Source organism: Vibrio sp. 16 (assembly GCF_963681195.1).
In the GTDB taxonomy this organism is placed as follows: domain Bacteria; phylum Pseudomonadota; class Gammaproteobacteria; order Enterobacterales; family Vibrionaceae; genus Vibrio; species Vibrio sinaloensis_D.
On the sequence record NZ_OY808997.1, the window covers coordinates 1241989 to 1262996 of the forward strand.

Here is a 21008-nt window from a genome sequence, read left to right on the forward strand (position 1 = left end):
TAAAGGGAAGACATGATGGCAAAACTAGACGCCTACTTTGGTGAATACGGCGGACAATACGTCCCACAAATATTGGTACCTGCGCTTGAGCAGCTCGAGCAAGCGTTTATCGAGGCGCAAGAAGATCCAGAGTTTCGCAGTGAATTTATGACGCTTCTTCAAGAGTATGCCGGTCGTCCAACGGCGTTAACGCTTACTCGTAATCTCACCAAAGGAACCAAGACCAAACTGTACCTAAAACGCGAAGACTTGCTTCACGGTGGCGCGCACAAGACCAACCAAGTGTTAGGTCAAGCGCTGCTTGCGAAACGCATGGGTAAAAACGAAATCATTGCTGAAACAGGCGCAGGCCAGCACGGTGTTGCCACTGCACTCGCGTGTGCACTGCTTGGCCTTAAGTGCCGCGTTTACATGGGTGCAAAAGACGTTGAGCGTCAAAGTCCGAACGTATTCCGCATGAAGCTCATGGGCGCAGAAGTCATTCCTGTTCACTCGGGCTCTGCAACACTCAAAGATGCTTGTAACGAAGCACTGCGTGACTGGTCAGCAAGCTATGAAGACGCGCACTACCTACTCGGTACCGCGGCAGGACCTCATCCATTCCCAACTATTGTGCGCGATTTCCAACGAATGATTGGTGAAGAAACGAAGAATCAAATTTTGGCGCGTGAAGGTCGCCTTCCTGACGCGGTTATCGCGTGTGTGGGCGGTGGCTCAAACGCGATTGGTATGTTTGCTGACTTCATCGAAGAAGAAAACGTCCGCTTAATTGGTGTTGAGCCAGCAGGCAAAGGCATCGATACCGACCAGCACGGCGCACCACTTAAGCATGGTAAAACGGGCATCTTCTTTGGAATGAAAGCGCCACTAATGCAAGACCCTAACGGCCAAGTTGAAGAATCTTACTCTGTCTCTGCGGGCCTTGATTTCCCTTCAGTTGGTCCACAACACGCACACCTAAACGCAATTGGCCGCGCTGAATACGATAACGTCACAGACGACGAAGCACTCGATGCGTTCCAAGAGCTCGCTCGTAGTGAAGGCATTATCCCAGCTTTAGAATCTTCTCACGCTCTTGCCCATGCGCTGCGTATGGCTCGTGAGAATCCAGAAAAAGAGCAACTATTGGTTGTGAATCTATCAGGTCGTGGTGACAAAGACATCTTCACCGTGCACGCTATCTTGGAAGAAAAAGGAGCAATCTAATGAGCCGTTATGAGAAGATGTTTGCGCGCCTAAACGAGAAAAACCAAGGCGCATTTGTGCCGTTTGTGACGGTTTGCGATCCAAACGCAGAGCAATCTTACAAAATCATGGAAACGCTTGTTGAGTCTGGCGCCGATGCACTAGAACTTGGCATCCCATTCTCAGATCCACTTGCCGATGGCCCAACGATCCAAGGCGCTAACATTCGTGCATTAGACTCAGGCGCTACGCCAGATATCTGCTTCGAGCAAATTGGTAAGATTCGAGGGAAGTACCCAGATCTTCCAATCGGTCTTTTGATGTACGCAAACCTTGTGTATTCACGTGGCATCGAAAACTTCTACAAGCGCTGTGCAAAAGCGGGCATCGATTCTGTGTTGATTGCAGACGTACCAACCAATGAGAGTGCCGAGTTTGTTGCAGCAGCAGAGAAGTTTGGTATTCATCCGATCTTTATTGCTCCACCAACAGCAAGTGATGAAACACTCAAGCAAGTATCAGAGCTAGGTGGTGGTTACACTTACCTACTCTCTCGTGCAGGGGTTACTGGCGCAGAGACTAAGGCAAACATGCCTGTTGGTCACATGCTAGATAGGCTGAACCAGTTCGATGCGCCACCAGCGCTGCTTGGCTTCGGTATCTCAGAACCAGCACAGGTGAAGCAAGCACTAGAATCTGGTGCCGCTGGTGCAATTTCTGGTTCGGCGGTAGTGAAAATCATTGAATCCTATACAGAAAAACCCGACGAGATGTTACAACAACTCGCATATTTTGTATCTTCCATGAAGGCTGCGACACAGAAGTAACGTGTTAGCCGTCTAAACATCTATGAGATCGGTTTCTTAAATCATAATGAAATCGATCTTTTTTTTAACAATCCACACTCTTCAGAACCATTCAACTCAACAATACTTAAATAACACTTCATTGAGCTACCCCCTCTTTAAAGCCAAAGCAAACGTTTGCTATTGAGTAAAAAATTGTCAGTTATCAATAAAAGTGTCTTTAAATGCCTCTCTCAGTACCGTCACATATTGCTAATTGTAAAAATAACGTGTAAAAAGCGAGACGAAATTATTAACCATTTTTGAGTTTACACTCAGATGGTAATTCTGGATTTTTAATTTTAATTAGCACAGAGGTTATGGAAGTGTTAAAAGAAAAGAGTTTGCTAAGCAATATTGGTGTGCAAGTAGTCATTGCCATGATCGTAGGTACTGCCGTTGGTGCCTTCATGGGTGATAGCGCAACCATGTTCGCTCCACTAGGTGCGATCTTCATTAATCTAATCAAAATGCTGGTTATCCCTCTTGTTGCTGTCGCACTTATTTCAGGTGCTGCAGGTCTAGGAAATAGTCAATCTGCTGGTAAAGTTGGTGTTGTAACGCTAGGTTACTTCGGCCTTACTTCTGCGCTAGCTGTCGCCCTTGCTCTATTCATGGGTGAAGTATTTAAACCGGGCATGGGCATCGACGTTTCAGGCGTTGAAGGCATGTTCTCGTCAGAATACGCTGCGAAAGGTGAACTACCTACTTTCTGGGCGACCATCACTGGTATGATCCCAACCAACGTTTTCCAATCACTGAACGAAGCGAATATTCTACAAATTCTGGTTTTCTGTATGTTCTTTGGCATTGCTATCTCTAAGCAAGCAAAAGAAAAGCGCGAGCCGATCATCAATGGCGTTAACGCAATTGTTGATGCGATGGTTTGGATGATCAACAAAGTTATGATCATCGCACCTATCGGTGTATTCGGTCTAATGGCTGAAGCCGTTGGTACGTTTGGTTTTGGTGCCCTAATGGTGGTATTCAAGCTATTCGTTGTCTACGTTGCTGCGATCCTAATCTTCGGTTTTGTTGCTTACCCACTTATGGTTCATATCTTCACTAAGACCTCAGCGAAGAAGTTCCTAACGGCAATGAAGAAGCCACAAGCTGTTGCACTCTCTACCGCTTCTTCTATGGCAACACTACCAGTTACTTTAGACACCGTTGAGCATGAGCTAGGCGTTAAGAACTCTACCGCTTCATTCGTATTGCCACTGGGCGCGACAATCAACATGTCAGGTAACGCAATTTACTACGGCCTAGTTGCTATCTTCTTTGCTCAACTGTTCAACATTGACCTAGGCATGGGCGCATACATCGCGATTATCGTTACTTCTACGCTAGGTGCGGTAGGTCAAGCGGGTGTTCCAGGTCCTTCTTTCCTTGTGGTTGCGGTGCTGCTTGCAGCGGGCATTCCAATCGAAGGCCTACCACTGCTGTTCGCTCTAGACCGTATCTTCGACATGATTCGTACTGCACTTAACATCACGGGCGACGCCGCGTGTGCAGTCATTGTTGATTCTTTGATTGAAGACGAAGAGAAAGAAGCTGAGCTACAAAAGCAACAAGCATAATCTCTGAATAAAAGTATCAAAGCCACTCTTTGCTAGAGTGGCTTTTTATTATCTCAAACGTTAGGTTAATCGCATTGAAAATTTATAGGTTATGATATTATGTGCCTATCAGATTAAGCTAGGTTTCATTATGAAAGAACAAATTACCCCTCTCCTTTCCAAAGAGGAATCACCAATATTAGAGTTTAAAAGACAATGGTATTGGGATGATAATACTCCAAAAGATCAGATGTCAGATAAATGGGGAGAATTTCAAAAAGACTTAATCTCCTTGTCTAACGCTTACCTAGGATATACTGGACAAAAAAGATATTTAATTTTTGGATTCTCTGAGGAAGATAAAGAAATACACAATATATCCCTCGACAACATAAAACAGCTAAAAAATTTAAATATTTTCAAAAAAAACCTTTGCCAGCGACTTGAAAAGTTAACTAAGCCATCACTCCTTGACTTCGAAATTAAGTTAATCGATTTTGATGGTAAAAACCTACTAGTATTTATAATTAACCCTCCAAAATATATCACTGAACTTAAGTCAGAGTTAAAAACTAAAAGCCGTCACTTAGATGAAGGCTCCGTATTGGTTCGAAAAGGTCAAAAATCAGATGAAGTAAGGATTGCAAACCCCGATGAACTAATTAGTTTAAATGAAGAGTTCAGTAAATATAGAAGCCAACTCCCTAGAATATCTAAAGAAGAAGGCGAATTAAAAATAGAGGAAAGTATTCGAACAATTGAAAAAACAGTCCAAATATATATGGATAAAAACACTAGTTTTTCACTTTGTGAAAGATATCCAATTAAAGTAAAAAACTGGAAAGAAGGTATTGTATATGAAGTATACAGGTTACAAGATGGATTTTCTGGAGTACGAGAGTTCATTTATATTCACGAGAGTGCTAATCAAGGAAAGACTCTTGGTGAAATTAAGAGCAAAAAATTAGTTAAAAACTTGGAAAGCTCTATTATATTAATAGACAAGCCGAATTTAAAAGATATTAATAATAGAAAGAAAAATCTTTCTAAGCTATTCGGGACAACCCATATATTTTTCATTGAAGAATTTGGTTACGAACATTTATATAAAGACTGTATGCTTCCATATGAGAAGTTTAACTTGCCAATTTACATTGATGCTTTGTATGATAATCATGAAGAAGATGATTTTGATTTATCTGCAATTGGTGAACTTAACAATTGGTACTCTAAAGACAATCAACCATTATATGTAGTGAGTGGTCATGGAGGTATCGGTAAAACTACACTAGCTAAACAGTTTTTAGATCAAATATATGATCAAGAAGATGACCCAGGTATACTTTTCATAGATTCAAAAGAAATAATACATGAGCTATCTAGGAACTATACCAGAGAAAATAAAATATCTGATGTCTATGATTTTTACTCTGCTCTAATGGACGTTGATGAATTTGATTGCTCCCGTTTTGATAAAGAATTACTTAAACTATCTATAGATAACGGTAGCCTATTAGTTGTTTTAGATGGAATAGATGAGGTTATTGCAAAATTAGGTGATAAGTTTGATGTGGAGAAATTTATTAGCTCTATTTTTGACGAGTATTCATCTGAACAACATAAAACAAAGATATTAATTACTTGTCGAGACCACTTTTGGAAAAAAGTTAGTGAAAGAATTCTGCTTCCTCAAATAACACTTAAAGCATTCAATGAAAGTCTTGCGAATGAGTTTTTTACTAAAAAAATAAAAAATTCAGATAAACGAAAGATTACCAAAGCAATGACAATGGCAGACGAACTAGCTGTAGAGTCGAAACAGAATACTTCAGGCGAAACTGAAAAAACGTATATTCCGTTTCTTTTAGATATGATTGGCTATTTAATTAATACACAAGACCTAGATATCTCTAACACAAAAAAGTTAGAAAGTGTGTACTTAACACCTGACAATCATACAGATCAACTCATAGCACAAGTTTGTCAGCGAGAAATAGTTAAACTAGAAAGTTTAAATGTTGATGAACAAATAAAGTTATTTATCAGACTTGCGGCAAGTAAAAGCAATGGGATCAGTATATATGATATAAAAAATGAAATTAAAAATATAACAAACAAATTTGAACAATCTATCATAGAAAAGATAAAGGGACATCCATTAGTTCAATTTAGCAATGAATGCTTTTATTTTAGATATGATGTTTTTGATGTTTATTTCAAGTCACTTTTAATTTATAATTTATTCAAATCAAAAGATATAGAAAAATTTGACATTGAAACTTTCAGAGTAATTAATGGTTATGTTAAATTTGATAATAGTTTTACAAGATCTGTTACGTCAAAACTAGAATTAAATGAAGATCTAATTATTTTTTGCATTGAGTTGATCGAGTCAGTCGAAACTGAAGAGTATGAGAAGTTTAATCAACAAGAGATCTTCAAATCAGCAATTGTATGTTTACTATTAGAACTATTACAAGATGGTAGAAGCACTCAATCTAATATTCAAACCAGAACTGAAATTATTGAAAAGTTATTTTCATACAAAGGTCAGATAAAAGGTTTATCCCTCGTAAACATTTTTGGAGAAACAACTAACAAACCTACTTTTGATTTTAAAGGTAAGCACTTAGATACATGTACCTTTAACAATTATGAATATTTTTGGGAATGTAGTTTTGATGATAATACAACGTCTAATAATTCTAACTTTAATGGAATTGATGCACGACAAGGTGTGAAATATACAATACCCAAAAATCTATTTGCTAACAGCGATACATCACAAATCTCACACCTTCTTGATGAAAAAGAAGAAGAAGCATCTAATAATAAGGAGAATGTGTTAGCTGATTTGATGAAAGTTTTTCGACTATTTTATCAACGTGGTAATTTTTACCCAAGAAAACAAGAAGAAGTTAGAAAAAAACTATCCACAATTAGTTTTTTACAGAAGTTAATTAACAGTGATGTAATAAAAGATTATAAAGACCCCAAAAAACCATCAATGAAACAATATAAAGTAGATGATTCTTATAAAAGTGTTATTGAATATATTGAACAAGGAACTCCATCAATTGAACTTGAATCTTTGGTTGATGAGTTTGTATAATTTTAAACAATAGATTATTACACGTCACTTATATAACTAGAGAGTAACAACTTAGGTATATAAGTGACGTATACTTAAATTAAGAAATATTACACTCCAATAATCCCAAGTAATCTTTAGCATAAGAAACTTTATTAATCATAGCCTTAGCAATCTAAACTTTTACGGGGACCATCAACAGCTTAATTTTCAATCAGTTACAATTATCAACAAAGTGATGATCATCGCACCTATTGGTGTATTCGGTCTGATGACGGAAGCCGTTGGTGCGTTTGGGTTTGGTGCCCTAATGGTGGTATTCAAGCTATTCGTTGTCTACGTTGCTGCAATCCTAATCTTCGGTTTTGTTGCTTACCCACTTATGGTTCATATCTTCACTAAGACCTCAGCGAAGAAGTTCCTAACAGCAATGAAGAAGCCACAAGCTGTTGCACTCTCTACCGCTTCTTCTATGGCAACACTACCAGTTACTTTAGACACCGTTGAGCATGAGCTAGGCGTTAAGAACTCTACCGCTTCATTCGTATTGCCACTGGGCGCGACAATCAACATGTCAGGTAACGCAATTTACTACGGCCTGGTTGCTATCTTCTTTGCTCAACTGTTCAACATTGACCTAGGCATGGGCGCATACATCGCGATTATCGTTACTTCTACGCTAGGTGCGGTAGGCCAAGCGGGTGTTCCAGGTCCTTCTTTCCTTGTTGTTGCGGTACTGCTTGCAGCGGGCATTCCAATCGAAGGCCTACCACTGCTGTTCGCTCTAGACCGTATCTTCGACATGATTCGTACTGCACTTAACATCACAGGCGACGCCGCGTGTGCAGTCATTGTTGATTCTTTGATTGAAGACGAAGAGAAAGAAGCTGAGCTACAAAAGCAACAAGCATAATCTCTGAATAAAAGTATCAAAGCCACTCTTTGCTAGAGTGGCTTTATTCATTTTATCAGTGCTTGAATCTGACTAAGCGTCGATTCTGGGGAATGGTAATCGATAGGCAGTTCGAGAAGCCCTTCCTGCGTTTGCAAAAACAACGAAGGGAAATGGTTTCCACCGATACCACGGGCAAACCTTAGCTCATCTTGCAACTCTTCTTCTAGCCGATTTGAATAGTAGTCATGTTCAAACTCACGCATTGCCAATCCAAGCTCACGAGCCACATCAAACAAAACGCTGTCATCACTCGGGTTTCGCGCCTGCAAGTAATAGGCTTTCTGAATGCCGTCCACCATCTCTTTTTCTTTGCCTTGCTTTCGCGCAGCGATGGCGGCGCGACATGAGGGATATGTCGAGCGACGAGGTGTGTTGCTGGTCCAGAAGTCGTAGTTGAACTCAGTGCCTAATAAAGTTTCAATTTTCTTCCAATAGGAAGCGATTTGCTGTCGCATCTCTTGCGGCATTGGCTGATCAGAATCTGCGGCAAGTCCCCCAACCAAATACTGAATATCAACCTTACCCTCCAGTGCATCTTCGACTGCTCTCCACGTGGGCTTGTACCCCCAGCACCATGAACACATTGGATCATAAACATAATAGAGTTTCGCTTTAGTCATCTTCTACCTCTTGATTTAATTTGAACATTCGTTCAAATTAAACAAAAATGAGACAAATGTATATGACATTGCCTGCAAATACGCACAAAAAAAGCGACCAAAGGTCGCTTTTCTGGAGAGGTTCTTCGCTTATAGGAAGTGGAAGGTTGCGTTTACGGTAAAGCTATCAACGTTTTCACCGCTGCCGTCAACTTCAAAGCCAAACGACTGGTAACTCGCGCCTACTGTCAGACCTGGGAAGATGTTGTATTCTGCGCCAAAGCCGTACATTAAGCCGATACCTGAATCATCCGAGACAGAGCTCAAATCGCCTGTAAACTCTACGTTGTAGGTGTTCAGGCCACCTTTTGCGTAGATATGAAGTGGACCAAAGTCGATACTTGGTTTAGCCGCAGCATAAAAAGACGTGAAATCGGCACTACCGCTGATATTACGAGCTTCAAGGTCGATAGAGCCGTGATTAAAGTAGCCTGCTTCTAAACCAATAAGAGGGAGAATACCGGTACCAACATGAACACCGTACGCTGTTGAGCTTTCACTTTCCAAGTTAGATTTACCGCCTTGGATACCCGCATAAAGCCAAGAGTCAGCAGAAGCAGAAGCGGATACGCCCATAACTAAAAGCGCTAAAAGTGTTTTTTTCATTTTATAAATCCCACAAACAAGACAAATAACATACCAATAAAAATACCCAGCAAGATTGCTGGGTATCGTTCTAAAAAAGATGCCCAATTATAAGAAGTGGAACGTCGCGTTGATCGAGAAGTTCTTCACATCATCTTCTTTTAAAGAAAATACATTGTAGCTTGCACCGATAGAAATTGGACCAGCCATAAAGTACTCCGCGCCAATGCCGTACATCATATCAATTTCGTCTTCTTCAAAGTCAGCACTGCTGTCTTCAAGTTTGTACGAATGCAGACCCGCTTTGGCGTAAACGTGCAGCGGGCCGAAGTCGATGCTTGGTTTAGCTGCAAAATAAAGTGCTGAGCCTTCTAGGTCTAAGTCTTTGCCATCGTAACGTGCATTTGTGAACTCACCGAAGGTTTGATAGCCAGCCTCAAGTCCAATAAACGGTAGAATGCCCGTTCCTACGTGAACGTTGTAAGAAGAAGCGGTTTCCCCGCCGACATCAGCCTGACCGACACTTGCACTACCATAAATCCAAGAGTCCGCAGAAGCTGTTGCTGATGCGCCAATCAGCGCCAGTGCTAAAAGTGTCTTTTTCATAATTAACCTTCTTGTCATGTCCTTTGGCAGTGGCACCAAGCGGCAATCCGCTGCCCATGTTCGTCAAAAAACTATCCTGTACCGAATATCATGCAATTTGCGTACCTAACACGCGTCAATCGCATTCTTAACTCGCTTGTCAGACACTGGATATGGCGTACCCAATTGTTGAGCAAAGAAGCTCACCCGAAGCTCTTCGATCATCCAGCGGATCTCTTTAACGTTCTCAGGAACCACCATACCTTTCGGAATTTTGTTGAGCAGCTCTTTGTAGTCGCTCGTCACGGATTCCACTTTCAGCATGTGCAAACGGTCTTTGTTCGGATCGATCGGTAGCTTCTCCATACGACGCTCAATCGCGCGCATGTAGCGCAGAATGTCCGGAAGACGCTTCCAACCACATTCTGTCGCGAAACCTTTGAAGATCAATCCTTCGATTTGTGCTTTGATGTCCGACAATGCGAACGCCATGGTGAAATCGATCTTACCTTTCAACTTCTTATTGATATTGAAAGCCGTCGTCAGGATGGTTTCCACTTGCTGTGCAATTTCCACCACCGTATCACCAAGCTCAGCTCGTACGTGCTCTTTCAACGCGTCGAACTTCTCTGGCTCCCAAACCAAGCCGCCCTGCTCTTCGATCAGCTTATCGACACCACACGCGATACAGTCATCAATCAAATCAAGTACTTTGCCGTAAGGATTAAAGTATAGACCCAACTTCGATTTATTCGGCAAGTTGGAGTGCAGGTATTTGATTGGCGAAGGCACATTGAGCAAAATCAGACGACGCTGACCCGCTTGCATTGCCGTAACCTGTTCGTATTCAGTCTCGTACAGTTTGATTTCAACACTATCTTTGGCATCCACAATCGCTGGGTACGCTTTAACGTCGTAACCACCGCGTTTTTGTTGGTATACCTTCGGCAGTTCGCCGAAGCTCCACGTATGCAGACCTTGTTGCTCGATGTCGTCATCCGCAACTTTTGAAAGGGTTTCTTGAACTTTATCTTTCAGGCTCTCTTTCAATTCGTGAAGGTCTTTGTTTTCCTTCAGCTTGCGACTTCTATGGTCAACGGCGCGGAAAGTCACCTTCAAGTGTTCCGGAATTTGATCCATATTCCAATCTTCGCGCAGAACTTCTACACCCGTCATTCGGCGAAGCTCTTTCTCCAACGAGTCAAGCAGTGGCGCTTCCATTGGTGTTGCACGAGCTAAGAACGCATCGGCGTAGTTTGGCGCAGGAACAAAGTTCTTACGTACTGTCTTCGGCAGCGATTTGATCAAGCTCACCACAAGTTCATGACGCAGACCTGGGATCTGCCAGTCAAAGCCCGCAGGCTCAACTTGGTTCAGAATCGGCAGTGGTAAGTGTACCGTGACACCGTCACTATCTTCACCCGGTTCAAATTGATAGCTCAGCTTCAGTTTCAGGTTGTTTTGATACCAGAAGTTCGGGTAATCCAAATCGGTAACGTGGCTTGCATCGCCCTTGAACAGCATCTCTTTTTCAAAGTTCAGCAGTTCTTTGTTCTCTTTCGATGCCTTCTTCCACCACGTATCGAAGTGTTTACCAGAAACCACTTCCGTACCAACGCGTTGGTCGTAGAAATCGAATAGCTCATCGTCATCGACCAAAATGTCGCGGCGACGAGATTTGTGTTCAAGCTCTTCCACTTCTTGAAGAAGCTTACGGTTTTGCTTGAAGAACGCGTGTTTGGTTTCCCACTCGCCTTCCACCAGCGCACTACGGATGAAGATTTCACGACTGATGGTCGAATCGATATTGCCATAGTTCACCAAACGCTTCGGTACGATAGGTACGCCGTAAAGCATTACTTTTTCGTAAGCCATGACCGCGGCGCGTTTCTTCGACCAATGCGGTTCGCTGTAACTGCGCTTAATTAGGTGCTTCGCTAGCGGTTCAATCCACTCTGGTTGAATCTTAGCGATGATACGGCCCCAAAGTTTAGAGGTTTCCACCAACTCAGCAGACATGATCCACTTAGGTTGTTTCTTGAATAGACCCGATGCAGGGAATATATGGAAGCGAGCGTTGCGCGCCCCTTGGTAGTCATTTTTCTCTTGGTCTTTCATACCAATGTGAGAAAGCAGGCCAACAAGGATTGCAGAGTGCACACCTTGATAACTTGCTGGCTCGTCATTGAGCTTGAAGTCCATTTCACGCATAGACTGGTGAAGTTGGAAGTAGACGTCTTGCCATTCACGTACACGCAAGTAGTTCAAGTAATCTTGTTTACATTGCTTGCGGAACTGGTTCCCAGACAATTTCTTTTGCTGCTTTTGGATGTAATCCCACAAGTTCACAAACGTCAGGAAGTCTGACTCTTCATGGAAGAAACGCTTGTGTTTATCATCCGAAGATTGCTGTTTGTCTGAAGGACGCTCTCGCGGATCTTGGATTGAGAGTGCGGAAGCGATGATCATCAGCTCTTTAGTCGCACCATATTTTGGCGATTCCAATACCATACGAGCTAGACGTGGGTCGATTGGAAGGCGTGCAAGCTGACGACCAATGCTAGTTAGACGTTTTTTCGGGTCTTTAGCATCAGCATTGATTGCACCTAACTCTTCTAGAAGACGCACACCGTCTTGGATGTTGCGTTTGTCAGGCGCTTCCACAAACGGGAAGGCTTGAATGTCGCCCAAACCAAGTGCCGTCATCTGCAAGATAACAGATGCTAGGTTGGTACGCAGGATCTCAGGATCAGTAAACTCCGGACGTGACTCAAAATCTTCCTCTGAGTAAAGACGGATACAGATACCCTCTTCCACACGACCACAACGACCTTTACGCTGGTTCGCACTCGCCTGAGAAACTGGCTCGATTGGAAGACGCTGAACCTTGGTACGGTAACTGTATCGGCTAATACGCGCTGTACCCGGGTCAATAACGTACTTGATGCCCGGAACCGTCAACGAGGTTTCGGCTACGTTGGTTGCCAGTACAATGCGACGACCAGCATGAGGTTGGAAAATCTTGTTCTGCTCACCCGCCGACAAACGCGCGTAAAGCGGCACAATTTCCGTGCTTTTAAGGTTGCGTCTAGACAGTGCATCCGCGGTATCACGAATTTCACGCTCACCGTTCATGAAGATCAGGATGTCACCTAAGCCCTCGTCGCACAGTTCGTCTACCGCTTCGAAAATACCTTCAAGTTGGTCACGATCGTTATCGTCATCGCCGCTCAGTGGGCGGTAACGCGTTTCTACTGGGTAAGTTCGACCTGACACCTCAATGATTGGTGCGTTGTTGAAGTGTTTTGAAAAACGCTCTGGATCGATGGTTGCCGACGTGATGATCACTTTTAGATCAGGACGACGTGGCAGCAACTCTTTCAAGTAACCCAAGATGAAATCGATGTTAAGGCTGCGCTCGTGCGCTTCATCGATAATGATGGTGTCGTATTGATTCAAGAAGCGGTCATGCTGAATTTCAGCCAGCAAGATACCGTCGGTCATCAATTTGATTTGGGTATTTTCAGAGATCTGATCGTTGAATCGAACCTTGTAACCAACAAACTCACCAAGCTTGGTTTCCATCTCTTCGGCAATACGGTTGGCAACCGAACGCGCCGCAAGACGACGAGGTTGAGTATGACCAATCAGACCGAATTTACCGCGACCAAGTTCAGCACAGATTTTTGGTAGCTGAGTGGTTTTACCTGAGCCGGTTTCACCCGCAACGATGACCACTTGGTTTTCTTCGATCGCTTTCGCAATGTCGTCGCGTTTTTGGCTGACTGGCAGGATTTCTGGGTATTCGATTGTTGGATGAGCATTGCCGCGCTGCTCAGCTTCCATCATGGACTTAGCAATATCGAGCGCGATTTCGTCAAACACGGCGTTGCGTGACGCTTCTTTTTTAATTTTGCTTGCGCCAGAAATACGTTTGCTCAAGCGAAAGCGATCACGCAACATACACTCACCGAGTGCTTTGCGTAAGGACGCTGCGCTGTTCACCTGAGCTTGAGGCGCTTGAGAGTTCTGTTCGCTGTCGACAGATTTTTTAGGCTGTGACGAAGTCAAAGCGTTTCCTATTCTTTTCATTACATAAAACTGCGCGGATTGTATCACAAGCTGTTTATACGATAGAAAAAAACGCCCACGACATTTTAGCGTGGGCGTTAACTTAAACTTGAACCTGATTAGAAGTCGAACTGGAGGTAAACTGTGTTGTAGTTACTGCCTCCTTTGATTCGACCAAACTGGGAGGCCTTTTCAAAGATTGCGCTACGATGGTGGAGTGAGTAACCAAACCACATGTTGTTAAGCTCTGGGGCATTGAACAAGTCACCGACATTGACATCAAAGGAGAAATCCAAGTAGTTGAGTAAATGGCTTGCGGTATAGCCCTTTCTATCCATCTCGTCTTGTTCGATGTAGGTAACGTTATCAATGTAAGACAAACCTTCCGCTACGCCAAATCGCCACTGCGTCGGCCAATTGAAAGTGTAGTACGCTTTAATCGCGGCAACATATTCGGTACTTGCGCCTTGCACCTCTGAAGACCAGTGGTGCACGAGTCCAGGTGTCAAATAGATATCAATAGGGAATCCGAACAGTTCATCCGTTAAAGGGTGACCATAAAAGACCGACGTGAGTTGGTTGTTGTACTCATCTTTCTCACTTTCAAAGCCAAAAATTTCACCGATATTTGATGGTGTCGCCCAGCCGTGAGCAACACGCCAATAGCGTTTATTGCTCAACTCTGATTTTGGAGCTTTGGTCTTGTCGTTAAAGAATCCAAAACCAACGAACAGCTCACCTTGATAGCGGTCTTCCACCAGCGGCGCATTATAGGCGTTGTCATCCAATCGAGTGATACTTGTTGAACCGAGCAAGTATAGGTTCGACACTACGTGGTAACGAGCTTCAACCCCAACGTTGATGTCAGCTCCAGCGCCAATACGATCGTTGGTGAACTCCGAAAATCCATAGTAAACACTATTAAATTCGGCTTCTTTGTAGCGCAATGTCACACTTGGTTTGATTTCCCAATCGCCTGATTCAAACTCACCGGACATGCGAAGGTTACCATGTACACGATACTCATCGTCTGTCATCACTTCAGTGTCAAAATGCCAGTTGTCATCCACTTTGTAGCGCAGTTGCAAACCAAAGTCCGCTGAATCGCCTTCGTTGGCGTTTTGGAAGTACTTTGGAATATCGACAAATCGTAAACGAGTGAGTGCGTTAACCTGCCATTGCTCATCGTCAGTTTCATAAAGGTGCACACCACCTTCTAGCCCATCAATAAAAATATACTCATTATCAAAGTACATCATTGGTACAAAGGTACTGACGGATTGATCACTTCTGTCGGTATCAAAAGGTACAGAGGCGATTCGATACATCGCAGCAATGCCCCATTCTTGTTCACCGATAGCAGGCGTTTCTGTAGCGAAGAGCGAAGTCGAAAGAAAAGCAGCACCAATCCCCACTGCTGTGCGGCAAATTTTCCACTGATTTGTCATTTTTATGTCCTAAAGACTCAATAATTGACCTATTGAGTCACTTAATGCTTATGATTATTAGCGATTCGTCGTTAAAATAAGAACATATGTTCTCCTAAATCAAAAAATTGTGAAAGCATCAAAGTTAAAGAAATTGCTAGAATCTCTTCCTGAAGGCCAAGACCCCGACATCGTGTGCGGAGAAATGTGGCTGCCTGAGCGATTAGTCCGTACTCAGTTAGATGGTGACTTACTGTTTATGGAGTTCGACAACGCGCCAGAAGAATCGCAAGGCGAAGAAGAAGGACGTGGTTTCGTAGAACATGAAATAGACATGATTCGCCACCGCTTCGAACAAATCCTCGACGAGAGCTCAGACACAAAAACAAAAGCTGACGCTATGCTTGCGCTATTTCTAATGGGTCATGAGCTTTCAAGCTCTGAAGTCATTGAAATACTTGAAGATCCAGACATTCCTAACGACCCAAATGATTGATAGATGATACAAAGTAGCCTTCCATTTCTCATCGCTGGACCTATCCTTAGAAAAGCCACCCACAATCAGTTGGTATTTTGGTTGGTCACTCGCGAGCGTCTCACAGGACAATTCAAGCTTTACCACAGGTTGGACGATAATGACGTTTTCCAGTTCGACCTAGAGCAGTGTCAATCGGTGAAAGTTGGCGAGCATGCGTATGTAACTCTTGCTGACTTTCGTCACGACTTCCCAGCCAATACCGCCCTGAGCTACGACTTTGTCACCCAAGCCGGAGATTTAGAAACGCTAGCGCCTGATCTGTGTTACCCCAACGAGCATCGCCCAAGTATTGTCATCTCCGACAAAGCGAATTATGTACTGCATGGCTCTTGTCGAAATCCTCATCACCCGAGTGCAGATTCTCTAGTAGCAGCAGACCACAAGGTATCTGATCTCGAGATTGGTGAACGACCAGACCTACTTATGATGAGCGGCGATCAAATCTACGCCGACCATGTTGCAGGGCCTACCTTGGATGCTATCGATCAAGTCATCGACCTCCTTGGTTTGCCAAAAGAAACGTTTTCAGACGCACCTCTCGCTAATTGCGACGCTCTGCGCCAACATCCTGATTACTACTACGGGCGCGATAGGTTGCTGCCTCACTACGTTGATGATGGACATTGGTTGACCACATTATTCCCTAAGCGACACGCCCCCATCTTTAGTTCAAGGGAGTGCGAAAACCACTTAATCACTTTTGCCGAATTTTTTGCCATGTATTTGTTGGTGTGGTCGCCGACGCTATGGCAGCACATCAATACTAATCGCCTGCTTGACACTAAGTTCACCCACGCAGGCAAAAAACTTGAGCCTAGATGGCAACAAGAGTGGCGTAACCACAAGCCTATTATTGATGAGTTTGTCGCTGGGCTGCCTAAAGTAAGACGCCTTCTTGCGCACATTCCCACCTATATGATCTTCGACGACCACGATGTCACAGATGATTGGAACTTAACCGTAGGCTGGGAAAAAGCGGCTTACGAGAATCCGTTCGCCAAACGAATCATCGGCAATGGCCTGCTTTCTTACTGGCTATGTCAGGGTTGGGGCAACGAGCCAGACAACTTCAACCAAGAGTTTCTGGAGTTAGCAAATCAGTATTTTGATGAACCCTCTGCTTCGCATCAAGACCAATTCATTCAATACTTGTACAGCTTTGAGAAATGGCATTACACGATTCATACCTCGCCTAAAGTGGTTGTGTTGGATACGCGGACGCGTCGTTGGCGCTCAGAATCTCGAATGAACAAGCCTTCCGGCCTGATGGATTGGGAAGCGTTAATTGAGTTTCAACAAGAGCTGATGCATCAAGACAAGGTAATCATTGTTTCTGCTGCGCCAATGTTTGGTGTCAAGTTCATCGAAGCGCTACAAAAAGGAATGACCATGCTCGGTCAGCCGTTATTGATCGATGCCGAGAACTGGATGGCGCACCCGGGTAGCGCGAACACCTTGATCAGCATTTTCACGCACACCAAGACTCCAACCAATTTTGTCATTTTATCGGGTGATGTGCACTACTCCTTTGCCTATGACATCAAGCTACGTTTTCGCCGTTGTAGCCCAAACATCTACCAGATCACGTGCAGCGGCTTGAAGAATCTCTTCCCCGAGCCACTGTTGGCAATTTGTGACCATGTCGATAGGTTGCTTTACTCACCCCGCTCTCCGCTCAACTTCCTAACGAAAAGGAAGCGACTCAAAATCTACAAGCGCGATCCAAATACGCCGGGCGTACGCAGGTTAGTCAATGCCAGTGCGATTGGTGAACTGAAATTGGACGCAAGCGGAAAGCCCAAAAGGATCTCTATTTTACTGAGTAATGGCGAAGAGGTCGACTTTCCAGATATCAAATCTACGTAAGGTTTCTGTCAAGCCACTTGTGATCGCCTCCGATTATCACTATCTATAACAATAGAGAATAATTTGAGGCCATCAATATGCTGAACTCCATTACCAAACTGTTTAAACAGCTCCTAGAGGGAAACGATCTTAGCAACCATGCTCATAGCGATCCAAATCTCGCCATCGCATGTTTACTGTGTGAAGTGGCTGGTGCAGATCATGAGCTTGACGAGCGGGAAGAAGCGGCAAAATTAACGCTCTTGTCTCGGCTGTTAGGTCTAGAGGAATCCAACGCTCAAGTGCTTCTTTCTCGCGCTCGAGCTCAAAGCAATCAATCAACGTCGCTTTACGACTTTACCTCACAACTCAGAGAGCTAACTCAAGAGACTCGATTTGAGCTGATAAAAGCCATGTGGCAGGTCGCGAATGCCGATGGCGACATTGATCCACTTGAAGACTCTGTGATTCGCAAAACGGCCGAACTGCTTTACGTTGACCATAGTGAGTTTATTCGCGCCAAACTGTCCGCCACTAAAGTCCAATCTTAATCGCAGCTACTGATTACCTTAAAATAGGGAAAACGAGTAAATAACAACCAAAACGCAGGCAAAGGTGGCACGTTAGCATCCAATCTATAGGTAGATTAATTGGGGAAAACTAGAACTGGACTCCATAAATCACTGAGTTGATTTGTAAACCGTTGAATATTCACTGTATCTATACTACTTTCGTCAAATATTTCACTCACGTAATAGATGCATTAGAGAATAATAATGAAGTACAACAAGTTAGTCGGCGCGTTATCCCTATCGCTGCTATTCAGTGCAGATGCCTTATCAAGCGATCTTTGGCAGCCTGTCCATTCTGAGCGTTCAACAAAGAGTAAATCATCAACCACCTTTGCTGTTGATACGTCCAAGTTAGAAAATCACTTTGTCCATGGTCAAGCCAAGAGCGGTTTAACACTGCAAGTTCCTTTACCTAATGAAGAGTTGATTGACTTCGTTTTGACCTACGACTCCATCCTTTCACCTGATATGCAGGAGAAATTCCCAGAGCTAAAGACCTACACTGGCCATGCTGTTGGTGATGTTGCTATCCAAGGTCGATTCGATTACACACCGAAAGGGTTCCACGGCATGTTTCGCCATGATGGCAAATATGTTTACGTAGAGCCAAAGCCAGACGGTTCAGGTCACTATGTCTCATACAACCATAAGCTTTCTAGCCCATTCCAGGATCAGGTTTTAAAGTACCTAAACAATAATCAAGCTGAAACGGTGCAAAGTCGGGTTGCACAACGCACCAACATTGAATCTCGCACTTACCGCCTGATTGTCTCTGCGACAGGCGAGTACTCGCAATACCATGGTGGTACAGAAACTTTGACTCGAGCTGCGATCACAACAGCCATCAACCGAGTCAATGAGGTCTACAAATCCGACTTGGCAGTGCAGCTTGAGCTAGTGAACTTCAACATCTATACCAACGCTGCTACGGACCCATTTACTGATTCAGATGCAGGCCAGGACATCGATCGCAACCACGACGACCTGACGACCAAATTTGGCAGTGCCGCGTTCGATGTTGGTCATATTTTTACCACCGGTGGTGGTGGTTTGGCCGCGTTAGGGGCAGTCTGTAATGACTTTTCAAAAGGCGCAGGGGTAACAGGTCGATCTGATCCAACAACCGACGCCTTTTACATCGACTATGTTGCCCATGAACTGGGACACCAGTTCGGTGCAAACCACACATTTAATGGCAATATGTGGAATTGTGAAGGCTCAAACCGCAACGACCCAACCGCCTTCGAGCCAGGAAGTGGCAGCACCATCATGGCTTACGCAGGTATCTGTGGTAACGATAATATACAAGTTAACTCAGACGCCTACTTCCATGCTGCGAGTATCAAAGAAATCAACGACTACCTCGCGACTCAAACCTGTGGAACCACAACCACTTCGACAACGGAAGTGCCCACTGCCAACGCAGGTAATGACTATATTGTTCCGGCGCGTACCCCTATCGTATTGACTGGGTCAGCGACAGGCACGGGTAGCCTAACTTATGTATGGGAGCAGATGGACTCGGGTACTGGTACCTCAAACCTAACTACCGATTTTGGTAGTGGTCCACTATTTCGCTCTTGGATGCCAACAACGGAACCGAAGCGTTATTTACCAAGGTTGGAAGATGTGGTGGATGGCACACTGGCCAAAGGTGAAACGTATGCAACCACCAGCCGTGATTTAAACTTCAGACTGACAGTCCGAGATGGTGAAGGCGGCGTAGCAAATGATGATACCTTGATAACCGTTGATGGCAACAGTGGCCCATTTGCCGTAGTAGCGCCGTCATCAGGCGCGACAATTGTAGGCAGCTCAAATGTGGAATGGGACGTTGCAGGTACAGCTCAAGCCCCTGTAAACTGTTCCGCCGTTGATCTTCTCTTGTCAACCGATGGTGGGGTGACTTTCGATCAAACCTTGCTTGCTAACACTCCGAATGATGGATCACAGTCAGTCAACTTCCCTGCTCAAACGTTCAGTAATGCCCGTTTGATGATCCAATGTCGTGACAATATCTTCTTTGCTGTATCAAGTGGTTTCTCGGTAGCGATCCCTGAAGAAGTGAAAGCGGTCGATGATGCTTATGCAGTCACTCAAGGTAGCGCGCAAACATCGTTCAATGTCCTTGGAAACGATAAAGGTGAAGGCACGCTTAAAATCACAGCAACAACCTACAATGGTACGGGTACGGTTTCTCATACAGATACTGCGATCAACTACCAACCTGATGCGAGTTTTGTTGGCAGTGAAACCATCACTTACACCATTGTGGACAGCGCAAACCAAACGGCTACAGGCACGCTGACCGTTACCGTTAACTCCAGCACAGCTGCAATATCAGCGGAAAATGATAGCTATAATCTTAACCATAACAGCCCAGCGACAGTGCTCGATGTAATGGCAAACGATGCTGGCCAAGGAGAGTTAACCATCAGTGCTATCAACTACTCTGGCAGTGGTACAGTTCTTAACTCAGGTAGCTCAATCAGCTACCAACCTGCGCAAGGCTTCTCCGGTGTGGATTCGTTTACCTACACGATCACCGACGAGGCGTCTCAAACCGTTACCGCTATGGTGACGATCAATGTCGCAGCGGAACAAACCACGACCAGCACTTCATCGTCTTCAAGTGGAGGTGGCGGCGGTAGCTTAAACTGGTTTGGCTTGTTGATGCTGGCTGCATTTTGGGTAAGGAGAAACAAATGATCAAAATCGCTCTACCCCTTGCACTCTTTGTCATAAGTGGCTGTGCCGCTGAAAATCAGGCACAAGCTGATGCTCAAAGTGCGCTAAACGCTGATGACTATCGTCTTTATCAGATGCCTGGACGCGGCAACGTTCTTCCTGGTATCGAAACCGAAGAAAGAGCGTTAGCTGCTGAGTTATGTGGGGTAAAAATCGTTGAAGGTATAAGCGATGTGGTAAAAAGTGATGAGGAGTTGGAAAAACGTCAACTACTGACTCAGTATGCGACGCAGTACAACCTCCACATTTACCCTAAGTGTAAAAAAGCCAAGCAGTAAAATATCTCAAACCGCCTTAAATAGAAAAGGGAGCATATCGCTCCCTTTTTGCTCTCTAAAGCATG

General features: G+C 44.1%; 14 protein-coding genes and 1 pseudogene. 10 read left to right on the top strand and 5 right to left on the bottom strand.

Features of this window, described 5'->3' with window-relative positions; translation table 11 throughout:
- Positions 1-15 precede the first annotated feature (15 nt).
- The 5 genes and pseudogenes from trpB to U9J37_RS05540 form a co-directional block, all read left to right on the top strand.
- Positions 16-1206, top strand: a complete 1191-nt coding sequence (gene trpB / locus U9J37_RS05520; RefSeq protein WP_043886893.1) for a tryptophan synthase subunit beta — start codon at positions 16-18, stop codon at positions 1204-1206.
- Positions 1206-2012, top strand: a complete 807-nt coding sequence (gene trpA, locus U9J37_RS05525; protein WP_005471917.1) for a tryptophan synthase subunit alpha — start codon at positions 1206-1208, stop codon at positions 2010-2012. The genes trpB and trpA overlap by 1 nt, the downstream gene beginning before the upstream one ends.
- Positions 2013-2350: 338 nt before the next feature.
- Positions 2351-3610 (top strand): dicarboxylate/amino acid:cation symporter, encoded by a 1260-nt coding sequence (locus tag U9J37_RS05530; RefSeq protein WP_038134286.1) that lies wholly within the window; start codon positions 2351-2353, stop codon positions 3608-3610.
- Between the two features lie 130 nt (positions 3611-3740).
- A complete protein-coding gene (locus U9J37_RS05535) occupies positions 3741-6701 on the top strand; it encodes a P-loop domain-containing protein (RefSeq protein ID WP_322413935.1) in 2961 nt (986 codons plus the stop codon).
- Between the two features lie 196 nt (positions 6702-6897).
- A pseudogene (locus U9J37_RS05540) lies at positions 6898-7593 on the top strand (dicarboxylate/amino acid:cation symporter); the annotation flags it as partial.
- Positions 7594-7640: 47 nt separating this feature from the next.
- On the opposite strand, the gene U9J37_RS05545 reads toward U9J37_RS05540, so the two are convergent.
- The 5 genes from U9J37_RS05545 to U9J37_RS05565 all read right to left on the bottom strand — a co-directional run bounded on the left by U9J37_RS05545 (position 7641) and on the right by U9J37_RS05565 (position 14983).
- Positions 7641-8255: a DsbA family protein gene (locus U9J37_RS05545; protein WP_005474053.1), complete on the bottom strand. Its 615-nt coding sequence runs from the start codon at positions 8253-8255 to the stop codon at positions 7641-7643.
- A 129-nt stretch (positions 8256-8384) separates the two neighbouring features.
- Complete coding sequence (locus tag U9J37_RS05550; RefSeq protein WP_038191080.1) at positions 8385-8900, bottom strand: porin family protein; 516 nt, start codon at positions 8898-8900, stop codon at positions 8385-8387.
- Positions 8901-8987: 87 nt separating this feature from the next.
- A complete protein-coding gene (locus U9J37_RS05555) occupies positions 8988-9485 on the bottom strand; it encodes a porin family protein (RefSeq protein ID WP_005474068.1) in 498 nt (165 codons plus the stop codon).
- 105 nt (positions 9486-9590) lie between these two features.
- On the bottom strand, positions 9591-13427 hold the full coding sequence (gene hrpA / locus U9J37_RS05560; RefSeq protein ID WP_043887182.1) for an ATP-dependent RNA helicase HrpA: 3837 nt from the start codon (positions 13425-13427) through the stop codon (positions 9591-9593).
- Between the two features lie 227 nt (positions 13428-13654).
- Entirely contained in the window at positions 13655-14983 is a 1329-nt protein-coding gene (locus tag U9J37_RS05565) for a MipA/OmpV family protein (RefSeq protein ID WP_005474078.1), read from the bottom strand.
- Positions 14984-15092: 109 nt separating this feature from the next.
- On the opposite strand from U9J37_RS05565, the gene U9J37_RS05570 reads away from it, so the two are divergent.
- The 5 genes from U9J37_RS05570 to U9J37_RS05590 all read left to right on the top strand — a co-directional run bounded on the left by U9J37_RS05570 (position 15093) and on the right by U9J37_RS05590 (position 20943).
- A complete protein-coding gene (locus U9J37_RS05570; RefSeq protein ID WP_005474039.1) occupies positions 15093-15458 on the top strand; it encodes a VC1380 family protein in 366 nt (121 codons plus the stop codon).
- 3 nt (positions 15459-15461) lie between these two features.
- Positions 15462-17366, top strand: coding sequence for an alkaline phosphatase D family protein (locus U9J37_RS05575; RefSeq protein ID WP_005474116.1), 1905 nt, complete (start codon positions 15462-15464; stop codon positions 17364-17366).
- 77 nt (positions 17367-17443) lie between these two features.
- Positions 17444-17896 carry a tellurite resistance TerB family protein gene (locus U9J37_RS05580; RefSeq protein ID WP_005474051.1) on the top strand — a complete coding sequence of 151 codons (453 nt, stop codon included), beginning with the start codon at positions 17444-17446 and terminating at the stop codon, positions 17894-17896.
- Positions 17897-18121: 225 nt separating this feature from the next.
- On the top strand, positions 18122-20626 hold the full coding sequence (locus U9J37_RS05585) for a reprolysin-like metallopeptidase (protein WP_005474073.1): 2505 nt from the start codon (positions 18122-18124) through the stop codon (positions 20624-20626).
- Entirely contained in the window at positions 20623-20943 is a 321-nt protein-coding gene (locus tag U9J37_RS05590; RefSeq protein WP_043887176.1) for a hypothetical protein, read from the top strand. Before U9J37_RS05585 ends, U9J37_RS05590 begins: the two co-directional genes overlap by 4 nt.
- Positions 20944-21008 lie beyond the last annotated feature (65 nt).